Consider the following 20,362-nt stretch of genomic DNA (forward strand, 5'->3'; position numbering starts at 1 on the left):
GAACGGCTGCGACACGTCGCAGCCGCCGTCGCGATGGCAGGCGCCCTCTGGGGCGGCGGCCCGGTTCAGGCGCAGCAATCGCAGCTGCCCCTGACCGGCGCCGGCGGCGATCCGCAGACCGCGGTCGCCCAATCGCGCACCTCGGATCAGGTCTCCGTCACCAATGGCGGCTCGATCCAGTCGTCGCTCGGACCCTACGGCGATCCGTTCGGATACCGCGCCTACCTCGCCGAGCGCGGGATCACCTACGTCGTCACCTATATCGGCGAGGGGCTCGCCGACGTGCGCGGCGGCCTGCGCCGCGGCGCGACCTATGGCGGGCGCCTCGACACCTCGCTCGACGTCGACCTCGACAAGCTGGCGGGCTGGAGCGGAGCCCGCTTCCATACCGACTTCTTCCAGATCAACGGCCACGGCCTCAGCCGCAAGTTCGTCGACAACCTGACGACCGTGAGCGGCATCGAGGCGCTGTCGGCGACGCGGCTGTTCGAACTCTGGATCGAGCAGCGCCTGTTCGACGACAAGCTGTCGCTGAAGGTCGGCCAGATCTCGGCCGATACCGAGTTCGCCATCGCCCAGTCGGCGGTGGTGTTTCTCAATGCCGGTTTCGGCTGGCCGAATATCGGCGCCGTCGTGCTGCCGAGCGGCGGCCCGATCTATCCCCTGGCGACCCCGGCGATCCGCGCGAAATACGTGCCCGACGAGCACCTCTCGTTCCAGGCCGGGCTCTTCAACGGCGACCCTGCGGGCGTGCCGGCCGCGGGCGACGTCACCGATCCGCAGCGCCGCAACCCCAGCGGGACGAGCTTCCGGGTGAACGACCCGGCTCTCGCCATCGCCGAGGTCGCCTACGCCTACAGCATCGCCAACGACGCAAAGGGCTTGCCCGGCACGGCGACGCTCGGCGGCTGGCATCATTTCGGCCAATTCGACAGCCCGCGCTTCGACAGTGTCGGCGGCCGCCTTCTGGCCGACCCCCAGGCCAGCGGCTTCGCGCGCCGCTTCCGGGGCGACGACGGCATCTACGCGATCCTGGACCAGACGATCTATCGCGAGCCCGATCACGACGACCAGGGCGCCAGCGTGTTCTTCCGGGTTTCGGCGACACCGTCGGACCGCAACCTGGTCAGCTTCTACCTGGATACGGGCATCGCCTATAAGGGCCTCTTCCCGGACCGCCCGAACGATACGATCGGTCTCGGCCTGCTCTATTCGCGGATCGGCTCGGCCGCCCGCGGCTACGACCGAGACCTCGTCTTCCTCGGACAGGGAACCGGCCCGATCCGCAGCAGCGAGGCGGTCCTGGAGTTAACCTATCAGGCCGAAATCGTGCCGGGCCTGACGGTGCAGCCCGACTTTCAGTACGTGATGCGCCCCGGCGGCGGTCTCGTGGACGATCAGGGCAATCGCATCCGCAACGCCGCCGTCTTCGGCCTGCGCACGACCATCAACTACTGATCGGAACGGTCAACCTCACTCACGCGGCGACCTGATGCCGAGCGCGCGGATCACGCCGAACACCGCCAAAGCGGACACGACGCCGATGACGATCGCGATCGTCGAGCCGTTCTCCAGATCCGAAAGCGGCAAGCCCTTGGTGTTCATCCCGAACAGGCCGGTGACCAGCGTCGGCGGCAGGAAGACCGCCGTGAGGATCGAGAGCGTGTAGATCTGGCGGTTCGACTCCTCGGCGAGGTGCGCGGTCACCTCTTCCTGCATCAGCCGGCTGCGATCGGCGATCATCACCATGTCGCGGTCGAGAGCGTCGAGGCGCTGGGCGATCCGGCTGGCCGTCTTCACCGCGGCCGGCGCGATGTTCTCGTCCTCATCCGCTGCCTCGAGGCGGTGAAACACGGCACGCAGGCCGAGCAGCTGCCGGTGCAGACGCACGGCATCGCGTCGGATCGGACCGAGGCGCCGACGCTCGCCGCGGGTGCGTCCGCGCCGCTCGAGGATGTGGTCCTCGATCGTATCGAGCTCGTCGACGAGGCGCGCGCCCGTGGCGGCCATCGAGGCGATGACGTGGCTGACGAGCGTCTCGAGCAGCGCGATCGGCGCGTTCATGCTCTTGCCCTCGGCCGCAGCCTCACGGACCGCCTCGGGCGCCAGGACGGGATGACGGCGGCCGCTCACCAGGAACTGCGACCCCATCACGAAATGCAGCCGCCCCGCGGCATCCGCGTTCGCTTCCGGGCAGAATTCCTGGACGAGATCCGCCACCACGCCGCCGATATGGCCATCCTCGACCGCGATGCGCTGGTGCTCGTCCGACCCGAAGGCGGAGGCAGCCAGATGGGCTGGCCCGAACCGCCCTTCCGCGATGGCGTCGGTCAGCCGCGCATCGTTCAGATTGAAGTGCAGCCAGAAGAACGACTCGCCGAATTCACCGGGCGCCGGCAGGGGCTCGCCGTGAGGAACGAGATGGCCGAGGCCCGTCTCGTCAAAGCGCATGGCCCAGAGAAGGCCGGGCATGGCCGGCGCGTCGCTCAGAAGGTGTTGCATGGGGATGAGTGCCGGCCGTTCCCGAGGTCTGGAACACCTGCGACGACATCGCAGGCCGGGCGTGTTCCTGGCTCAGCTCCGGCTACACTTTCATGACGGCCGCCGGCGGCTACCGTCCATAGATATCCTCGACGCGGATGATGTCGTCCTCACCCGTATAGGAGCCCACCTGGACCTCGATCAGTTCCAGCGGAATCTTGCCGGGGTTGGTGAGGCGGTGCATCGAGCCGATCGGCAGGTAAACGGNCGGACTTGAACCGATGCAGCGCAACAAGGTGAGCGCCGTCTTCACGCTGGCCAGGGTCGCCGCTGGCCTCGGAGTAGACGAAGACGCCCTGTGCGACATCATCGTCGACATGGACCCTGAGGACGGTCTGATCTGGGTCCACGGCTTGGGCGACGAGGCATGCCCCGCATTGACCCGCGACGGCATCAACAAGGTCAAGGTGCGGATCGCCGCCCACAGAGCGGAAAAAGACCTGCCGCCGCCTAAACCGAAGCCCACGAGTCCTTCACCGGACGGATACCCGCATCCGCGCGATGCGGAACGAGAAAGTCGACACGCCCGCCGCCACCAGCACGATGCTGAAGGAGCTCAGTTCTTTGTTCGAGTGAGCCAAGGATAACAGCCTCGCTGACATCAACCCGCCAAAGGAAGTCAAGTGAATCTGCTATGGCTTATCCATCGAATTTCAGTTCATCACGAATTAAAGGCGGTGCTCAACGCCCGTATATATCCTCGACGCGGATGATGTCGTCCTCACCCGTATAGGAGCCCACCTGGACCTCGATCAGTTCCAGCGGAATCTTGCCGGGGTTGGTGAGGCGGTGCATCGAGCCGATCGGCAGGTAAACGGCCTCGTTCTCGTGCACGAGCACGATTTGCTCGTTCAACGTCACCTCGGCGGTGCCCTTGACCACGACCCAGTGCTCGGCGCGATGGAAGTGCTTCTGCAGCGAGAGCCGGCCGCTTGGCGTGACCATGATCCGCTTCACCTGGAAGCGCTCGCCGATGTCGATGCGCTGATACCAGCCCCAGGGACGGTACATGCGGCGATGCGCATCCGCCTCCGGATGGGCCTTCTGGCGCAAGGTCGTGACGAGGTCCTTGACCTCGCCCGAGCGGGATTTCGAGGCGACGAGAACGGCATCGGGCGTTGCCACGACCACGACGTCGTCGAGGCCGACCACGGTGGTCAGCCCCTCGCCTTCGCTGTGCACGAGACTGTTACTGGTGCCGACGAGCTCGACCCGGCCGCGCACGGCGTTGCCCTGCGCGTCATGATCCAGAACCTTCCAGACCGCGTCCCAGGTGCCGACATCCGACCACGGGAACGAGACGGGTAGCACCCCTGCTCGACTGGTCCGTTCCATGACGGCGTAGTCGATCGAGGTCTTGGGCGCCTTGGCGAAGGCAGCGGCGTCCAGGCGGATGAAGTCGAGGTCGGTGGTCGCTGCCTCAAGCGCAGCGCGGGCGGCGGCGAGAATCTCGGGCACGTGGGCTTCCAGCTCGGCGATCATCACGTCGGCACGGAACAGGAAGTAGCCGGAATTCCACAGGCCGCCCTCGGCGATCAGCCGCTCGGCGCCGGCCGTGTCCGGCTTCTCGACGAAGCGCTCGACTGCGTGGAGTCCGGGCAGGCGGTCTAGGGCCAGACCGGGGCGAACATAGCCGTAATCGCTCGACGGCCGGGTCGGCTCGATGCCAAGGGTCATGATGTGGCCGGCCCCGGCACCCACCGCTGCGTCTCGAGCGGCTCTGCGAAAGGCCTCGGTGTCGCCGATGACATGGTCAGCCGCCAGGATGAGGACGACCGTCTCGGGATCCCGCTTGGCCGCACTGAGCGCGGCAACGGCGACGGCCGCGGCGGAGTCCTGCCGGCTCGGCTCCAGCACGATGTCGGCCGCGACGCCCACCTGTTGAAGCTGTTCGGCGACGATAAAGCGCGAATCCGAGGAAGCGATCACGATCGGCCGTGCGAAGATCGAGGCATCCGTCACGCGCTGGGCCGTAGCCTGGAAAGTCGAGGTCTCGGCATCGACGAGCCGTGAGAATTGCTTCGGCATGCTCTCGCGGGAGGCCGGCCACAACCGCGTGCCGGAACCTCCACACAAAACAACTGGCAATACAGTCCTAGCGGTGCACAAAATCAAAACTCATCAATCATACCCCTAAATAACTTAAATTCCAATCCAATGCACTGCCTATATACCGATTCAAGCTAAAGTAACTATAATCCAAATGAGTTTATATATTGTATTTCAAAACTCCCTATAAAATATTATAAATCGTTCCTGTCGTAAGTCAACTACTGTGCCAACTTTCTTTGATGACGGCAATAATTTCTAACCTCGGATCGATCGTCAAACCGACTGATAAACGGCTCATCAAAATAACTCATTGTTGGTGCTGTTCCCTGAACGCGTGAACCCGTCATCTGAAGGACAATAGCATTGGCTATTACATCACTCTCCCAACTCAGCGTCCTACTACGCATTGCTTTGACCGACTGCGCACGTCGAGTTGCGGCTTGCTCAGCATCGAGCTCTAAAACATGCAGTATAGCATCCGCAATTGATGGCGCATCCTGGTATGCAAGCACTGCCGTGCCATCAGCATAATCAAATAAATTATTATACCGATACAAATCAATAGGAATGCACCCGGCGGCCATCATCTCGAATGGTATGCGAGATGGATTAGTCAGACTCAAGCAAAGCCCGACCGAACATTTATTGTACAGCTCATTGATCTTATTCTGATCAAAGATCAATCCAAGATTTTCAATACCATGCATTGAATTTAATGCAACATTAGAGCCATAGGCATAAATTCGAACAGATGGATCCAGCCTCTTAATCAACGACAGCGCATCCAATGCAGTCTCAGCTAGCCGACGAGGCTTCTCCGGCTGATACAAAAAGCAGATCGCGCGCTCGCGCTTCGTATCAGTTAAACAACGATAGATGTTATGATCCACACCTAGTCCTGACGAAATTGCGACTCCCCCAGTCATGCTTGGAATAAGATGAGACAGCCACCGACCAATAGTAAAATGTGTTAAGCCAAACGAATAACTATTCTCCGCTTTAACATAACCATCGCTCATAGGATTGAAATACGCTTCAAAATCTTGAACGAGGTACCCCTTATGTCTCGCGTTACTTAACTCCGCCACGAACGAAGCTGAATGAGCAACAGTGGCTAGGGCATAGTCCAAATTAATATGTTTGTGCCATTGCGAATGGATGACAACAGATGAATCTTCAAGCCATTCTTCTACTAACTCAAGACCTTCCCCCTCCTGTTCCACAAAACAATGAACCTCGCACCCGAGCCTGCGAATTGCTCTGACCACCGCAAATATTGTCCGGTGTCCTCCTGATCCTGCAATTGGTGCCGGTGCAAATACTCCTACGCGCAACTGTCCAGTGCAAGTACTCCCTCCCAGGCGAGCATAAGTCAACGCGGTCGGACAGGAGATTACTTGTTGCGTCGACTGCCTTTCCCACCACCTGACTACTGCTTCAGAGTTGTACAAAGCTTGTGGCCATCGATGATTCTTCGCAGCATCGGAAATCCTTAAGTGGACTTCAGCGCTTGTGGTATGGTCCAAAATTTCATCGAGAAAGTCATGCCCACCTATTATGTCAACATCTCCCGTCCCAAAAGTCTCGTTATGCTCAAGTGCTAGAAACGCATCAGCGACCTCAGAAGGGGGATTATTGGAGAGATCTAATAATAATGACCTCGAAAATTCCTTGAGACTCGATGATGTGAGTCCGTGTAAGCGAATATATTCGATAACTAGTCCTACGACATGAAGCATTCCCGCCTGTATCGGCTCTATGTATTCCTTAATAACGGCTTCTTCATTCTTCACGATGAGACGTGAGACAATAACTGAATCTGTTTCATCTAGATATTTCAGAACAGATCCGCCTTGCGAATTAAATAACATTTCAAGAGGAGCAACATCGGCGGCAAGCGCTGAAGTTGGGTCGCCGTTCTCATCATACAACCAGCCAAACTTTACGCTGTTCTTGGGTTGCTCATTCAAAAACTTATTAAGTCCCAGGTAATGACCGCGAATAGGCCTCCCCGTTATATGGGCTATATTATCCTGTATCGTGCCTCTCCAACCAATATCAACGACGATCGGTGCGCGATCATGTGAGGCGTCAAAGTTTTTGCTCTTCAAATACCGGAAAAAAACTACTCTTTGATATTCAATCGTCTCGGTGATAATCGATTGAACCCTAGAGTCCATGACAACAGCCATAAAATCGGAATCGAGCCATGGATATTGAATCTTTTTATCAAATTGCACTTGTAGATCACCGCACACGCCTTCCATTAACTTTAGATCTAAGTTAAGGGAAACCGAAAAAGACCTTAAAGATTGCGAGCTATATAAACTCCACATCCGCATAAGATCGCCTGTAAAATTCTGCGATAGCGACGGACCATATGTTGACCGCCGGCTGACCTCCAAAATTTCCAAATTCGGATAAGCTGAAGAATAAGGATCCTCCTGAATTATTTGATTAGCTATTTTTCTGAAAAACACACCCTCTCTTGTAAAGAAGAAAACATCAGATGCACCTTCGCTGATAGCGTCTTCAATAACTGACAATGCAAAACCTATCGCAATAGGCGCTAATCTTGCGCCTACAGCCTCTTTAAACCTCCCCTGACTAACTAATTTCTGGGCAGCGTTCTCTAATATGCTGTAAATTCGAGCCTCATGAGTGAGATTATTACCCGCCGCCCCATCGTCATAAGCAACTTTAAACCAATTAGTTCTGTCGATTTCGATTTTGTTCTTGTACAAGCGAGCGTCGATCCCCGCTTTCCGCGCAGATGTTATATCAGCCTGAATATTATCACCTACATGAACCCAGTGAGACGTACTCTCAATTTCCAAAGCATCCTCTACGACTTTGTACAATTCACCGCTGCGTTTGTTTTTATAGGTTTCAGATGAAACGAACCCATTCATCAAAAGGTTATCAATATTGTGAGATTTCAGAACATTTCTTATAAAATTAGAATCCGTATAGAAATCTGATATGAAGTATATCGGCCTTTTGTATTCAATAAGTGCAGATTTTGCAAGTTCATCTACCCGCGTCGAGCGCCGCTCTGCTGAAAGCTCAAACTGTATCGCGGCTGTATATATTTCCAAATGCCTCGTCTGCGACAAACCATTTTTTAAACTTATTTGAAGCCATCGGGTTACCACATCTTCAAGACGGTATTCCCAGTCTGCGGTTGCAACCTCACGCTCCGCCTCAAATCTGCATCGAAGGAGAGCGTTAGGATCACGAAGATGAGGCAGTATGTCGAGTTTGAACTTTACGCACAAGCTTCGAGAGACCTGTAGTTTGATTTCATCTGGATGACAATCTCTACGTAATATAGTATCCCAAATATCAACTGTAAGAAATGCGGCATCACCAATAAATGGAAATATTTCGGACGAAACGTCGATCGCAGGCACAGGCGTATCGGCTTTCGCTTGCTGCATTATTTCAGCTTTGTTTCGGTAAGGCTTTCTTGCGTCGCTTAACGTGACGCGATATCCGAAACGCCGCTGATCATCCTTGGCCGATGTCGCTTTCATCTTAGAATTCAGAACAAGGTGCGTCAGTAACTCAGATTTTGAGCCTGTGAAAGAACTGTATCGACGGGAATACCATCGCAAATCGACGTTCGGGTGCGGTGGCCGCCCTTCTTCGATGCCATACTTTAGAAAATGAAATAACGGATTTATTTTAACCTTTGAGACGTCAGAATTTTGAGACACATACCAATCAAGATTAAAAAACGGGCTCGGATTAAGGCCGCGCTTCCAGCCAATTGTTAGAAAGTGCAAATATGGGGGAATCTCATTAAAATTTGTTTCAGAATATTCATCATGCGACCTGACACATGTCATGTAATACTGACTATCGAATAGCGGACATGGGTCCCTAAACTCATACTGCCCATGGTTTACAAAATGCCGAAGAGCGTCAGCGTTCGATCCAGATATGTCGTCATACTTTTGTTGATAGAAAATTGGATCAAATAGGTACAGATCGCTTATATTCGCTAATTCTAATCTTTTTATAAACTTGCGCGGGTTTCCAAATAATTTGGTTCTATAAAGTCGCATGCCATTTATTTCGATCATGACTCGCAGTATAGCGAGGCTTGAATGGGCGCGAGATCCATTTGGTTTTATTGGAAATCGCAAGATCAGCTTCGCCATTTAAAGAGTCCTTTTTAACTAGTCTATTTTATCAGTAGAGGTATCTTCGTCAAATAAATTATAAAATTATCGATTGATGTAATTTCGTATTAATCTTTCGTGCTATGTTCAGTATCTCATTTTCTTTCAAATTAAATGTCATTTAGGTCCGGAATCTGTTCGATCTAGACTGCTGCTTACTCGGCCTATAGCGGCTATCGCCTTGGCTTTTGAATGAGCTATCTTGAGGGCGGACTAGCCTTCTCAACGAGCATCAATGAGTCATTGGACCTGACCATCAATGCCCGTCGAGCGAGCGCTCTGCCCGCTTAGCTGCAAGGTTGTCAACACCGGTCGCCGCGTTTGCTACGGTATCGAGAGCTGGGCCCACTCACGTAGCGACGGCCAAGTTGTTATCGTCGCCGCATCAGCTTGGGCTTGCGCCAGGCGGTTCGGTGACTCGGACGGGTGATGATGCAGTCGACTAATGCGTCTGAGGATCGCTTCGGCAGTTTTGTCCAGGTGAAGGGTTTTGGTCCTGATTGTGCCGGGCGATGTATCGTTTGATGGCCGATGATCGAGAACGGCGTCGTCCGGCTGAGCGCGGCGGAGTTCGCGGCACTCCTCGAAGGCTTAGACTGGAAGCGCATCCATGCGGCTCGTCCCGTCAGCGTGCCGAGAGTGGTAAGCTGAGCAAAAAGCCTAGTTGACGGGCTGCATCGCAGTGGTAAGGCACTGACAGATCTGCTCTAATCAAGCTCGTGGCTGCACCTGCTTCGCCCTCGTCCGCCTGCACCAGATCAGCGAGGACGTGTCCGAGCGCCTCGAGGTGGCCAGGGCAGTTCGGGGTGCTAGTCATCAGCCGCCCGCCCTACGCCTACCGTGCCTGCGAAACGCGATCGTGCAGGTTGTGGTACCGGCACGGCTAATCGAGGGCGGCCTGCCCCCCGACGCTCTCGTGGCGCAGGTTCTCGTCTCCAAATACGCCGACCACCTGCCGCTCTAGCGGCAGGTGCAGATTTTCGCCGGCCAGGGCGCCATCTTCGACTGATCACCGCTGGCCGACTGGGTCGGACGCACAGGCTTCTTCCTCCGGCCCGTGCATGAGCGGCTGCTGGAGACGCTGAACCGATCAGGCAAGCTGTTTGCCGACGAGACCACCGCACCGGTGCTCGATCCAGGGCCCGGTCGCACCAAGATCGGCCAACTCTGGGCTGATGCCCGTGACGACCGGCCCTGGGGCGGATCTGATCCGCCGGGCGTTGCCTACGTCTACGCGCCCGACCGCACTGGCGGCCGGCCGATCGCGCATCTGGCGGGGTTCGAAGGCGTGCTGCAACTCGACCGCTATTCCGCCTACGGGGTGCTGGCCAAGGGCGGAGCGGTGCGGCCGGCCTTGCTCAAGCCATGTCCGTCGAGCTTCTACGAACTCGCCGCCGCCTCGCCGATCGCCACGGAGGCGCTGGCGCGCATCGCTGCGCTCTATCGGGTATAGATCGATCCGTGGTCGCCCGGCCGACGAGCGGCGCGCCATGCGCCAGGAGGGAAGCCGGCCGGTCATCGACGCGCTGGAGCCGTGAATGCGCGAGAGGCTCGGCCTCGTCAGCCGCAAGAGTAAGCTCGTCGATGCGATCCGCTACGCCGTTGTCGCGCTGGGCTGGCTTGAGACTGTTCCTCGGCGACGGCCGGGTCGAGATCGACTCCAACATCGTCGAGTGCGCGATCCGGCCCCTGGCCTTAAACCGAATAAACAGATCTTCGCTGGCTCGGACGGCGGCGGCCAGCATTGGGCGGTGATCGCCTCGCTGATCGAAACCTGCGAGCTCGTCGGCGTCGAGCCGCACTCCTATCTCACCGACGTCAGCACCCGGATCGTCGAGGGCCCATCCACAGCGTCGTCTCGACGACCTGCTGCCATGGCCCTCCCGGCGACGCCAGCCCTATTCTGAGCAACCTTTGTGAGGGGCTCACATCCCGAAGCCATGGAAAACCTCTTTCAAGGACTTATGGGTCTTGTCACGTGAGGTGAGGCGCATGTGCAGGGCGACGGGGGCCGCCTTCCAGCGATAGATGGCCGGCAGGGCCGAGGTGTGAAGGGCGGTTCGCACACGGGCGCGCCCACCGCTGATTTGTAACGTTCGCAGCGATGCCGGCGAAGCTTGCTGCCTGTTCGCGCGAGAGGGGGCCGAGTTCGGGCATCAGCACGGCGAGCCGCAGGGCGGTCTTGAGGCCGAGGCCAGGGGGCTAGAGCAGGTCGACGCGATCGCGAGATCGGGCTCGGCCCGAACCGCCGCGACGAGGCGATCGGCCAGCGGTTGCAGGCGCGGATCGGGGGCGGCGCGCCCGGGCTGGCTCTTGATAACGAGTGCTGTGAAGGCGGCCATCAGGGCGGCGTCCAGCCGCTCGATCCTGGCCCGACGCAACTGCATCGTGGCGAAGGCTACGGTCCGCGGCATGCTCGACAACTATGCCGCCGCTCACAAACTCCGGAAGGTACTGGCTTAGCTAGTGCGCCATTCGCGCCGGATCGTCCACTTCACTTAAGACCTCAGCCTCTCTGCTCAGCACTGTCGAAGGCTCCTTCTTGGCCCTGTCGAGCGCCGGGGCAACTTGAACGGCATCGCCGATCTCCAGCCCCCGATCTGCCGCTACATCGCCGAGCACAACGAGCGCGCACGGCCGTTTCGCTTGAAAAAGCCCCAAACGCCATCTCGGCGCCATCAGTCCCCGAACCACCCGCCTGAGTTACTGCACTAATCGCATCGGACAGCTGCTGCAGCCTAGTTACGATGTCAATCAGCATCTTATCCAAGGTTTTTGAACAATTCCCAGCCCGCATCCGTCTTGATAAGGCAAATCATCAGCATTCTCATTTCCATCCACAAACGAATTAATAAGAAAAGGGGTTAGATTCATGCATGCTGCCCATTCCTGGACAGCTGGTAGAACTCCACCATTGGACGAAGCGTCGAAAGCTTTAGCGAATCGAGAAACATCGTGAAGCACCAAGAAACCACCGGGCACTATCTCATTCCACCATAATTCCAGTTCTCGAAGAGTGTGTTCGTACATATGCGAACTATCAATGAAAACGATTTGTGGCTTCCCATCAAGCCATTCGTACGCTCGCTCTGGGCAAACTTTATCTGCGCTATCCATAACTTCGAGTTTGACGATCTGACTTAAATTTGCCAGCTGAATCCATGCTTCAGTGTAATCAGTCATATCCCTATCAATATCAACGCTCCATAATGCGCGATTTTTACCCATTCGCGCTAAAGCAAAACCTAACAACAGCGTACTATATCCAGCATAGTGGCCACACTGAACGACGCGAGATATTCCGTTACCAGATATAAGGCCTAGCAGTAGACTAATTCCCGGAACGCTGATTTCACCCGGGCTTTTAAATTTTTTTCCGGTATCCAGAAACCAGTCAGCCATCAAAGACCATTCAACATCAGTCATACTTTGAAATATCGGAGGCACATAATTGTTCTGTGGCCGTTGGTACCACCAAAATCTGTTATCCGAACGTCCTATAAAGTCGAGCGTTTTTCTCTGCGGCGCTTCACTCATCTAACTTACTCCCTTTTGCTGATATTTGAAACTTATGATCTATAGAACCTACATCTCTTGGCTGGAAGAGACGCAACATTGAACCACAACTATCGTTTCGTGCCTCCCTGAAGTCAATCGCGAAACTTCTAAATATACGCCGACAATTTATTTGCGGCGATCGCTAGGAGGAATTGCAATGCGGTGGGACGACCGTGAATTAAGATAGTTTTCCAAATTCATAAACTATTTGCAACAATTTTTATTTATTAAAAATCTCATTATATTCGTCTATCAAACTTAAATACATGATAAATAAAATAACGAATTAGCTTACTTATTTGCGATATTTATTATGGTAATATAATTGGTCATTATTTTATGATTGCTACCCTTAGCCAGCTGAGACGGCGGCTCATCAGGCGCTTCGATTCGCGAAAAGATAGTTACAATCAGTCCGAAGATCGCCCGGGGCGGGTTCTCCTCAAATTACACGTAATTCGATCAATAACTTGGCGATCTTTTATTATAAAATACTTATCGATTAAGCTGACTCGATTGCGTCTCGGACATCGACCGCCGGGCAATTGTTAGATGGTAGCTCGCAGTGGGTAACGATGCCATTTTGGAGCCATATTATTGATTTATTTGGCTTGCGCTACATGTGGCTGCGAGATTTTTCGAATATTCCTCGATCAGTAAGCGAGAATGCGGAATAAAATATGGATGCCGAAATTGAAGTTCGCGCCTCTCAACTAAGACAGCCTAGCCACGACTCGGTTGATGCCTATCTACGGGTAATCAGTGCTCTAATGTTGCGTGACATGCGAACGCGTTTTTTTGGATCCTATTGGGGCTACGTCGCCCAGGTTCTTTGGCCTGTCGCGCATATGTTTATTATTTCGGGCGCATTGGTATTTCGTAAAGTGCCCGCGCCTTTTGGTGACAGTGTCATGATCTTTGCTGCGTCAGGAGCTGTTCCCGCTCTGGCGTTTCAATATATTGCGAGAGAGATGATGAAAGGCATCCTTCTTAATAGGCCCTTGATCTATTATCCACAAGTGAAAGCTTTTGATGTAATGATTTCAAGAGCCACAATTGAGATAATCGGTAGCTTAATGGGCGTTATTATAATTTTTGTATTATTACTTTGTCTTGGAATTAATCCTATTCCAGAAAATATACCTACCGCAATATCGGGTTATCTGTGTGCGGTCTGTCTTGGCATTGGTATTGGCACAGTAAATTGTGCGATTGTCCAATTTTTTCCCGGATGGCTCCTCGGTTTCATTGGCATTAACATCCTCCTGTATATTTCTGCTGGAGTTTTCTTTCTAGCAACTGATTTTCCCTCCCAGATATATGGAGTGATGAAGTGGAATCCGATACTTCAGCTCGTCGAGTGGGTAAGGCTTGGATATGACCCGTCATTGCCCATAGAAATTGATTATATATATATGTTTATGTGGGTATTTGGATCGCTAACATTTGGTCTTTTGCTTGAGCGTACAGTAAGTCGGCGATCAAGTTAGTTGGTTAATTCAAATATTTTGGAAGACATTACAATAAGTTACTTGGGCTTGCGCGAGGTGAGGCGGTGGCTTAGACGGGTGATGATGCAGTCGACTGATGCCTTTGAGGATGGCTTCGGCGGTTTTGTCCAGGTCAAGGGTTTTGGTCCTGATTGTACCGGGCGATGTATCGTTTGATGGCCGCCTGCAAATCGACGATCCCGGTCAAGGTGCCCCGTTGGAGCGGACAGCGCGTGAGGGCCAAGAAGAAGCCCTAGACGGCGTTTAGCTAGGAAGCCGAGGTCGGGGTGAAGTGGAAGGTCCAGCGCGGTTGGTGCGCGAGCCAGGCGCGGACGTTCGGGTGCTTGTGGGCAGCGTAGTTATTCAGGATCGCGTGAACCTGCCTGTCGGGACGGCTGCTTCGACGGCGTTGAGGAAGCGGATGAACTCACCAGGCCGGTGGCGCTGCATGAATCGGCCCAGCACCGTGCCCTCCAGCACACTGAGAGCGGCAAACAGGGTCGGCCGTGGTGCGTATAGTCGTGAGTTTGGGCGGCCGGATGCCCTGGCTTGAGTGGTAGGTCGGGGCAGTTCCGCTCCAGGGCCTGGATCTGGCTCTCCTCATCCTGAGGCCTTCGAAGGATCGTCGATGGACAGCACGACGGCATGGACCGACGATTCCAAGGGTTCCGGATACGCGACGCCGCTGCGGACACCGCAGTAGGCGGTAGCTGTTCCCGAGTATTCTTGTAGTGTTCCCACGGCTCGACCCTGTTGAGGTCATATCGAAAAGCTTCTTCGGGGGGGCTCGTTGTGGCGGTTGCCGCTTACCGCTTACGCTTCTCGACCGGCCCGTCACATATAGATTGATGCTCGACGTCTCGAAAAAAGAAAGCCGGTCGCGCGATACTTCCGAGCGCACGGCGAACTCTTCCAGTTCGGCGCCGATGTAACCGGCGGCAGATCTTTTCTAGGCCCAGTCAGGTCTCGATTTGTGCGGGATAAGGTGGGATGGGAAGAGCAATTTGTATAGCAGAGGCCAGCTTAACCGCATCATCACGGCCTCTACAGACCAGCCAGAGTTCACTGTGTGCTGAAAAATCGTTGTCGAAGAGCGCTATGAGTGACGATGGTGCCGGGGTCACGTCTGGCCAACGGTAAAGCTCGAAGCCGAGAGCCTCAAAGATCGGCAAGGCTGCAGCAAGGTCCCAAAGTTTATGGTTGTGAACGGTTGCGTCTAGCCGACCCGTCGCCAAAAGTGCCGCATCCGCAATTGCGCTACTTTCACACCATGGAAAGTAGCCTCTCTCATAATCGAACAGGTAGCGCTTCGAGGCTTGGCACAGCCAGCCGACGTGAAAGGTTGGAGTCATGGACGGTTCGAGTGTTTGTAGGTCATCAATGCGCCGACCACCAAGCGTCGGAGCCCAGAGCGCGCTTCCTTCATGTGCTGCGATCAAAATTCCTCGCTGCCCTGCTGGATCGATAGGGCTTTTCGGGAGCTGTCGATCACCGGACCAAGCGGGGAGGATCATGACGCCGGTTCGTGCCCGCCCGTTTCGACATGCCGCAATCATCGTGCCCCATGCAGAGAGGCCTCCGGCATAAGGCTTTGTCCCGTCGATCGGGTCCGCCACAAAGGTCCACTTGTCTTCGCCGATCATCCGAGCCGCCCTATCCCAGCCGATTGTCTCGGCGGTTTCCTCCTCGACGATGCGAACGCCGAAGCGGTCGTGCAGGAGCCGGCTGATGCGGAGGTCGGTCTGGGTGAGCGCTTGCCCGAGTCCCTCTCCCTTGTGCGAAACAACCAGACCCTCGGCGCGGGCGCGCAGCGCCATCTCCGCCGCGTCCTCGGCGAACGTAAGCATCTTATCGAAATAGTCGGCGTCTTGAAATTTGGTCATGCCTCGCTTTAGCGTGCAGCAGTTGCTTGCGCACCCAGCTCTGACTCATATGTCGAACGGCCCGAGTCGCAAGCGGCTTTTGGAGGTGTGATCCTGCCGGGGGCGGTGCAGTCATACGTCCGGCCTTCAATGCAGACCTGAGGACCGCTGGCCATGATCAACTCCGCGATGTCGGATCGCCTTATCGATTTCGCGAGCTCGGTTGTTCATTGAGTCAGGCGGCGTAATAGATATCGGGCGCGTGCCCGTCGTGGACTTCCCTGCTTCTGCACCGTGTTCGTGTTCGGCTACTCTGCCCAGATCTCGTGATCACACCGGGGTCGGCTCCGGCTCCCTGTACGTTCCTCCCTTGGTGGGGAGGGCCCAGATGATCTGGCGAGTGTGACGGCCGCAAGCTTGTAGAGCCTGCGAGCCAGCAGGGCCGTCAGCCAAGCCGGCAACGGCACCCCGCGTTTCGTCTGCTTGATGATCGACTAAGCGCCGACAATGAGGAGCGTCCGGGGCCGACGTTGCTTTGCTTCTAAATCGATCCGAGCCTGTCCTTGCCCCCGCTGGGGATCAGACCTAACGTGAGCCCCAATCAGGTTGCGAAGTCTCGGCCTCGCCTGGAGTCGCTTGGATCGTGGACGGTGGCGCGAACCACGGCATGATCGTCTCGTCAGGATTGAGGCTGGCTGGCGATAGCGCTCAGGCTGCCTCGGCACACGGACCGGTGGCCGGGCGCCAATGCCAGGAAAGAAGCTCGTGCAGGCGCTGCGCCGGGNGGATCACCGGAAGAACGCGCTCGACGCTGACTTCGGACATCAGAACTTGCCGCCCCAAGAGACAGATGATGGTCCGCTAGGCGCCCTCGACGTCCCGGCCTGAGACGTGAACGAGGGAAGCCTGCGGGAGACTGACCCGCTCCGGGACGGACCGGGTCAACTCAGATCCGCCCAAGCAAAAATCGCGCAGGCGCTTCAGCGGGGATTACTCCGCAGCCTGCTGCTTCGCGTAGCCCAGTCTCTCATTCAGCTCGCTCAGCAGCTTGACCGCCGCCTCGGCGATCACCGTGCCGGGCGGGAAGATCGCCGAGGCGCCGGCCGCGTAGAGCGCGTCGTAATCGGCCGGCGGGATCACGCCGCCGATGACGATCATCACATCCTCGCGGCCCTGCTCCGTCAGCGCAGTCTTCAATTCCGGCACCAGCGTGAGATGGCCGGCGGCGAGCGAGGAGACGCCGATGATGTGGACGTCGTTCTCCACCGCCTGGCGCGCAGCCTCGTCCGGCGTGGCGAAGAGCGGTCCGATATCCACGTCGAAGCCGAGATCGGCGAAGGCCGAGGCGATCACCTTCTGGCCGCGATCATGTCCGTCCTGGCCCATCTTGGCGACGAGGATACGCGGGCGGCGCCCGTCGTTCTCCTCGAAGTCCTCGACGAGGTGCCTCACCTGTTCCACCGCCGGCGACATGCCGCCCACCTCCCGCTTGTAGACGCCCGAAATCGAGCGGATCTCGGCACGGTGACGGCCCCAGGCCTTCTCCAGCGCCTCTGAGATTTCGCCGACCGTGGCCTTGGCCCGCGCCGCATTCACGGCGAGTTCGAGCAGGTTCTCGCTCGTGTTCACCGCGTTGGTGAGCGCGGCGAGCGCCGCATCGACATCGGCCTGTTTGCGCTCGGAGCGCAGCCGCTTGAGCTTGTCGATCTGGAGCCGACGAACGTTGCCGTTATCGACACGCAGCAGCTCGATCGCCAGTTCGTCGTCCGGCTTGTACTTGTTGATGCCGACGATGGTCTGGCGCCCGGAATCGATGCGCGCCTGGGCGCGGGCCGCCGCCTCCTCGATACGCAGCTTCGGCACACCGGCCTCGATGGCCTTGGCCATGCCGCCGAGTTCCTCGACCTCCTTGATGTGCTCCCAGGCCCGCTTGGCGATGTCGGCGGTGAGCCGCTCGACATAGTAGGAGCCGCCCCAGGGGTCGATGATGCGGGTGGTGCCGCTCTCCTGCTGCAGGAAGAGTTGGGTGTTGCGGGCGATGCGCGCCGAGAAATCGGTCGGCAGGGCCAGCGCTTCGTCGAGCGCGTTGGTGTGGAGCGACTGCGTGCCGCCCTGCGTCGCCGCCATCGCCTCGATGGCGGTGCGGGTGACGTTGTTGAACACGTCCTGCGCCGTCAGCGACCAGCCCGAAGTCTGGGAGTGCGTGCGCAGCGGCAGCGACTTCTCTTTCTGCGGATCGAACTGCTTGACGAGCTTCGCCCAGATCAGGCGCGCGGCCCGCATCTTGGCGATCTCCATGAAGAAGTTCGTGCCGATTGCCCAGAAGAAGGACAGGCGCGGTGCGAACTGGTCGATGGTCAGACCGGCGGCGAGGCCCGCCTTGATGTATTCGACCCCGTCGGCGAGCGTGTAGGCGAGTTCGAGATCGTTCGTCGCCCCGGCTTCCTGCATGTGATAGCCGGAAATCGAGATCGAGTTGAACTTCGGCATGTTCTTCGAGGTGTAGCCGAAGATATCCGAGATGATCCGCATCGATCCCTTGGGGGGATAGATGTAGGTGTTGCGGACCATGAACTCCTTGAGGATGTCGTTCTGGATCGTGCCGGCGAGCTTTTCGGGCGGCACGCCCTGCTCCTCGGCCGCAACGATGTAGAGGGCGAGGATCGGCAGCACTGCGCCGTTCATCGTCATCGATACGGTCATCTCGTCGAGCGGAATGCCCGAGAAGAGCGTGCGCATGTCGTAGATCGAGTCGATCGCCACGCCCGCCATGCCGACGTCGCCGGAGACGCGGGGGTGGTCGGAATCGTAGCCGCGGTGGGTGGCGAGATCGAAAGCCACCGACAGGCCCTTCTGCCCCGCCGCGAGGTTGCGCCGGTAGAACGCGTTCGAATCCTCGGCCGTCGAGAACCCGGCATATTGCCGGATCGTCCAGGGCTGCGCCGCGTACATTGCCGGGTAGGGGCCGCGCAGATACGGCGCGATTCCCGGGAACGAGCCGACCCCTTCCAGGCCCTCGCGGTCCTCGGGACCATAAAAGCCCTTCACCGGGATGCCCTCGGGGGTCATCCACGGCTCGGAGACCGGGGGCGGCGGAGCGGGGATCGGCTCGGCCGCGTAGGACAGGGTGGTGAAATCGGGAATCCGGGACATCGGCGAACTCTAGTACAGCCTTTGCCCGGTTATAGAAGCTTTGAGGCGGCGGCCAAGCACACCTTATGGTGGAGCGCTAAGGTTGTGCCGAGGCCTTGGCGCCCTTGCCCGGCTTCGGCGCAGGCGGGGTCTCGCCCCAACGCGTCGCATCGATCTTGGCCGTGCCCCAGGTCAGGCCGACGCTGATCGACAGCGGCAACAGCAGGCCGACCTCCGGTGCCGGGGCCAGGCGGATGCGCATGTCGTCGTTTTCCTGCATCCGCTTCACCGACGATCCCTTCGGCCGATGACCCGAGACCGGCACCCAGCGCGCCCGGCAATCGAGCACGGGCCCGCGATAGGGCCCCTTGGTGACGGTGCTCACGCTGCCCCGGGAGAGCACGATGTCCACGCGCGTCAGCCCGTCGAAGACCGGAATGCGCCGATCACAGAACGACGGCTGGAGCGGCCCGGACGGAGCGGGAATCGCGAGCATGCCGACCGGATCGGTCACGCCGACCTTGTCGCTGGCCGGGACCGGGAGCCGATCGGGGCGCGGTGTCGGCATCGGGTCGACCGAGGCGCTCTTCACGGTGCCGTCGTTGAAGGCGACGGCGACCGTCACCGGATAATCCGAGTAATGCGCGTCGATCTTGAACGACGAAGGCACGGCCCCCGATTTGGACATCCGGCCGCTCGATCCGGCCTTGCCGCCGCCTTGGAAGAACCAGCCGGCCATCCCGGCGAGCCCCCCGTCGAGATCGAGCGAGTAGTGATCCGCGTTCCGCTCCGCCGTCAGCGTCGACTTGCCGACCGTCAGGCCGAGAAAGGACAGGCCGTAATCGACGACGAAGGTTCGCGGTGCCGCTTCGGCGGCCAGCGTTGACGCCGCCAGGAGCGCCCCCACCAAGCTGCTCAGCCGCCATACCATGTTCGACTCCGACCTACCGACCCGAAACACCCCCTGGATGCCGCCATCCTCCCGCTTCGCGGCGGGATCATGTCAGCGGCGGCGCCTGGCGGTGAACAACAAGCGCCGCCGGGCGGATTCACGCTCGGCCGAGAAGCCAAGTCCTTCGCGTCTCGATCATTTCATCGAGCCGTGCCCGGCGTTTCTCCTTGCGCTGACAGTCGCCGGGGCAATCGCAGTGACAATCCGGGGATTCGCAGGACAGCACGGACAGGAGGACGAAGCCGATCGCGATGGCGGCGAGCGCGTAGAGCGGCCACGCGAACCCGATGCCGACCACGAGCGCGAGCCCGAGCTTGAGGGTAATCGAGCCGGCGACCTTCAACTTCAGCAACGTCGCCAGGGTCCCGCCGGCGCCGAGGCCGCCGCGCAGGGCCCTCAGGATCGCGATGCGGATGCGTCGCCGTGCAGCAAGCGCCTCGAGCCGCGCCAGCTCTCGCTCGACGCGGATGACCGATGGGTCACGGCTGTCATGGGTCCTCGACGGCAGCATCGCGCCCTCCCCTTTCGCCAAGCGCAGTGTTGTCGCTCGAACGATTGTCGCTTGAAGGCGGCACTTTCATCCGTGCG

The 20,362-nt window shown here is 57.8% G+C and carries 17 protein-coding genes and 2 pseudogenes; 7 read left to right on the forward strand and 12 right to left on the reverse strand.

Features of this window, described 5'->3' with window-relative positions; genetic code table 11:
• The first annotated feature begins 33 nt into the window (after positions 1-33).
• On the forward strand, positions 34-1,458 hold the full coding sequence (locus HCU64_RS02785; RefSeq protein ID WP_233382891.1) for a carbohydrate porin: 1,425 nt from the start codon (positions 34-36) through the stop codon (positions 1,456-1,458).
• 15 nt (positions 1,459-1,473) lie between these two features.
• Here HCU64_RS02785 and HCU64_RS02790 read toward each other — a convergent pair whose 3' ends face one another.
• The gene (locus HCU64_RS02790) at positions 1,474-2,502 is read right to left on the reverse strand and encodes a CorA family divalent cation transporter (RefSeq protein ID WP_233382255.1); all 1,029 of its coding nucleotides are present in this window, start codon (positions 2,500-2,502) and stop codon (positions 1,474-1,476) included.
• A 109-nt stretch (positions 2,503-2,611) separates the two neighbouring features.
• Positions 2,612-2,748, reverse strand: a pseudogene (locus tag HCU64_RS02795) (hypothetical protein); the annotation flags it as partial.
• 14 nt (positions 2,749-2,762) lie between these two features.
• Between HCU64_RS02795 and HCU64_RS02800 the strand changes: the two are divergent.
• The gene (locus HCU64_RS02800) at positions 2,763-3,128 is read left to right on the forward strand and encodes a hypothetical protein (RefSeq protein WP_233382256.1); all 366 of its coding nucleotides are present in this window, start codon (positions 2,763-2,765) and stop codon (positions 3,126-3,128) included.
• A 94-nt stretch (positions 3,129-3,222) separates the two neighbouring features.
• On the opposite strand, the gene HCU64_RS02805 is transcribed toward HCU64_RS02800, so the two are convergent.
• Both HCU64_RS02805 and HCU64_RS02810 read right to left on the reverse strand, forming a co-directional pair.
• Positions 3,223-4,629: a mannose-1-phosphate guanylyltransferase/mannose-6-phosphate isomerase gene (locus HCU64_RS02805; protein WP_442785890.1), complete on the reverse strand. Its 1,407-nt coding sequence runs from the start codon at positions 4,627-4,629 to the stop codon at positions 3,223-3,225.
• A 182-nt stretch (positions 4,630-4,811) separates the two neighbouring features.
• Positions 4,812-8,759, reverse strand: coding sequence for a rhamnosyltransferase WsaF family glycosyltransferase (locus HCU64_RS02810; RefSeq protein WP_233382258.1), 3,948 nt, complete (start codon positions 8,757-8,759; stop codon positions 4,812-4,814).
• Between the two features lie 790 nt (positions 8,760-9,549).
• Between HCU64_RS02810 and HCU64_RS25540 the strand changes: the two genes are divergently transcribed.
• The 4 genes from HCU64_RS25540 (at position 9,550) to HCU64_RS25555 (ending at position 10,687) form a co-directional block, all read left to right on the forward strand.
• The gene (locus HCU64_RS25540; RefSeq protein WP_442785891.1) at positions 9,550-9,744 is read left to right on the forward strand and encodes a hypothetical protein; all 195 of its coding nucleotides are present in this window, start codon (positions 9,550-9,552) and stop codon (positions 9,742-9,744) included.
• Between the two features lie 93 nt (positions 9,745-9,837).
• Positions 9,838-10,233: an IS66 family transposase gene (locus HCU64_RS25545; protein ID WP_442785892.1), complete on the forward strand. Its 396-nt coding sequence runs from the start codon at positions 9,838-9,840 to the stop codon at positions 10,231-10,233.
• A 131-nt stretch (positions 10,234-10,364) separates the two neighbouring features.
• On the forward strand, positions 10,365-10,535 hold the full coding sequence (locus HCU64_RS25550) for an IS66 family transposase (protein ID WP_442785893.1): 171 nt from the start codon (positions 10,365-10,367) through the stop codon (positions 10,533-10,535).
• On the forward strand, positions 10,532-10,687 hold the full coding sequence (locus tag HCU64_RS25555) for a transposase domain-containing protein (protein WP_442785894.1): 156 nt from the start codon (positions 10,532-10,534) through the stop codon (positions 10,685-10,687). The genes HCU64_RS25550 and HCU64_RS25555 overlap by 4 nt, the downstream gene beginning before the upstream one ends.
• A gap of 18 nt (positions 10,688-10,705) precedes the next feature.
• Here the strand turns inward: HCU64_RS25555 and HCU64_RS02820 are convergent, their stop codons facing one another.
• The 3 genes from HCU64_RS02820 to HCU64_RS02830 all read right to left on the reverse strand — a co-directional run bounded on the left by HCU64_RS02820 (position 10,706) and on the right by HCU64_RS02830 (position 12,317).
• Positions 10,706-10,846 carry a hypothetical protein gene (locus HCU64_RS02820; protein WP_233382259.1) on the reverse strand — a complete coding sequence of 47 codons (141 nt, stop codon included), beginning with the start codon at positions 10,844-10,846 and terminating at the stop codon, positions 10,706-10,708.
• A gap of 90 nt (positions 10,847-10,936) precedes the next feature.
• A complete protein-coding gene (locus tag HCU64_RS02825) occupies positions 10,937-11,194 on the reverse strand; it encodes a hypothetical protein (protein ID WP_233382260.1) in 258 nt (85 codons plus the stop codon).
• A 340-nt stretch (positions 11,195-11,534) separates the two neighbouring features.
• Positions 11,535-12,317: a class I SAM-dependent methyltransferase gene (locus tag HCU64_RS02830; RefSeq protein ID WP_233382261.1), complete on the reverse strand. Its 783-nt coding sequence runs from the start codon at positions 12,315-12,317 to the stop codon at positions 11,535-11,537.
• 701 nt (positions 12,318-13,018) lie between these two features.
• On the opposite strand from HCU64_RS02830, the gene HCU64_RS02835 reads away from it, so the two are divergent.
• Complete coding sequence (locus HCU64_RS02835) at positions 13,019-13,828, forward strand: ABC transporter permease (protein ID WP_233382262.1); 810 nt, start codon at positions 13,019-13,021, stop codon at positions 13,826-13,828.
• Positions 13,829-13,866: 38 nt separating this feature from the next.
• On the opposite strand, the pseudogene HCU64_RS02840 reads toward HCU64_RS02835, so the two are convergent.
• The 5 genes and pseudogenes from HCU64_RS02840 to HCU64_RS02860 form a co-directional block, all read right to left on the reverse strand.
• A pseudogene (locus HCU64_RS02840) lies at positions 13,867-14,433 on the reverse strand (transposase); the annotation flags it as partial.
• Positions 14,434-14,787: 354 nt separating this feature from the next.
• Positions 14,788-15,711, reverse strand: a complete 924-nt coding sequence (locus HCU64_RS02845) for an inositol monophosphatase family protein (protein ID WP_233382263.1) — start codon at positions 15,709-15,711, stop codon at positions 14,788-14,790.
• 969 nt (positions 15,712-16,680) lie between these two features.
• Positions 16,681-18,843, reverse strand: a complete 2,163-nt coding sequence (gene scpA / locus HCU64_RS02850; protein WP_233382264.1) for a methylmalonyl-CoA mutase — start codon at positions 18,841-18,843, stop codon at positions 16,681-16,683.
• Between the two features lie 76 nt (positions 18,844-18,919).
• A complete protein-coding gene (locus HCU64_RS02855; protein WP_233382265.1) occupies positions 18,920-19,753 on the reverse strand; it encodes a DUF3108 domain-containing protein in 834 nt (277 codons plus the stop codon).
• 118 nt (positions 19,754-19,871) lie between these two features.
• Positions 19,872-20,285 carry a hypothetical protein gene (locus HCU64_RS02860; RefSeq protein WP_233382266.1) on the reverse strand — a complete coding sequence of 138 codons (414 nt, stop codon included), beginning with the start codon at positions 20,283-20,285 and terminating at the stop codon, positions 19,872-19,874.
• Positions 20,286-20,362: the final 77 nt, after the last annotated feature.

Origin of the sequence: Methylobacterium sp. C25, from assembly GCF_021352225.1 — a bacterium.
Taxonomy (GTDB): Bacteria; Pseudomonadota; Alphaproteobacteria; order Rhizobiales; family Beijerinckiaceae; genus Methylobacterium.

Excerpts from the sequence above, each read along its gene's own strand:
- HCU64_RS02790 (WP_233382255.1), bottom strand. The coding sequence starts at position 2,502 with ATGCAACACCTTCTGAGCGACGCGCCGGCCATGCCCGGCCTTCTCTGG.
- HCU64_RS02800 (WP_233382256.1), top strand. The coding sequence starts at position 2,763 with ATGCAGCGCAACAAGGTGAGCGCCGTCTTCACGCTGGCCAGGGTCGCC.
- HCU64_RS02785 (WP_233382891.1), top strand. The coding sequence starts at position 34 with ATGGCAGGCGCCCTCTGGGGCGGCGGCCCGGTTCAGGCGCAGCAATCG.
- HCU64_RS02835 (WP_233382262.1), top strand. The coding sequence starts at position 13,019 with ATGGATGCCGAAATTGAAGTTCGCGCCTCTCAACTAAGACAGCCTAGC.
- scpA (WP_233382264.1), bottom strand. The coding sequence starts at position 18,843 with ATGTCCCGGATTCCCGATTTCACCACCCTGTCCTACGCGGCCGAGCCG.
- HCU64_RS02845 (WP_233382263.1), bottom strand. The coding sequence starts at position 15,711 with ATGACCAAATTTCAAGACGCCGACTATTTCGATAAGATGCTTACGTTC.
- HCU64_RS02855 (WP_233382265.1), bottom strand. The coding sequence starts at position 19,753 with ATGGTATGGCGGCTGAGCAGCTTGGTGGGGGCGCTCCTGGCGGCGTCA.
- HCU64_RS02860 (WP_233382266.1), bottom strand. The coding sequence starts at position 20,285 with ATGCTGCCGTCGAGGACCCATGACAGCCGTGACCCATCGGTCATCCGC.
- HCU64_RS02830 (WP_233382261.1), bottom strand. The coding sequence starts at position 12,317 with ATGAGTGAAGCGCCGCAGAGAAAAACGCTCGACTTTATAGGACGTTCG.
- HCU64_RS02825 (WP_233382260.1), bottom strand. The coding sequence starts at position 11,194 with ATGCCGCGGACCGTAGCCTTCGCCACGATGCAGTTGCGTCGGGCCAGG.
- HCU64_RS02810 (WP_233382258.1), bottom strand. The coding sequence starts at position 8,759 with ATGGCGAAGCTGATCTTGCGATTTCCAATAAAACCAAATGGATCTCGC.
- HCU64_RS25550 (WP_442785893.1), top strand. The coding sequence starts at position 10,365 with ATGCGATCCGCTACGCCGTTGTCGCGCTGGGCTGGCTTGAGACTGTTC.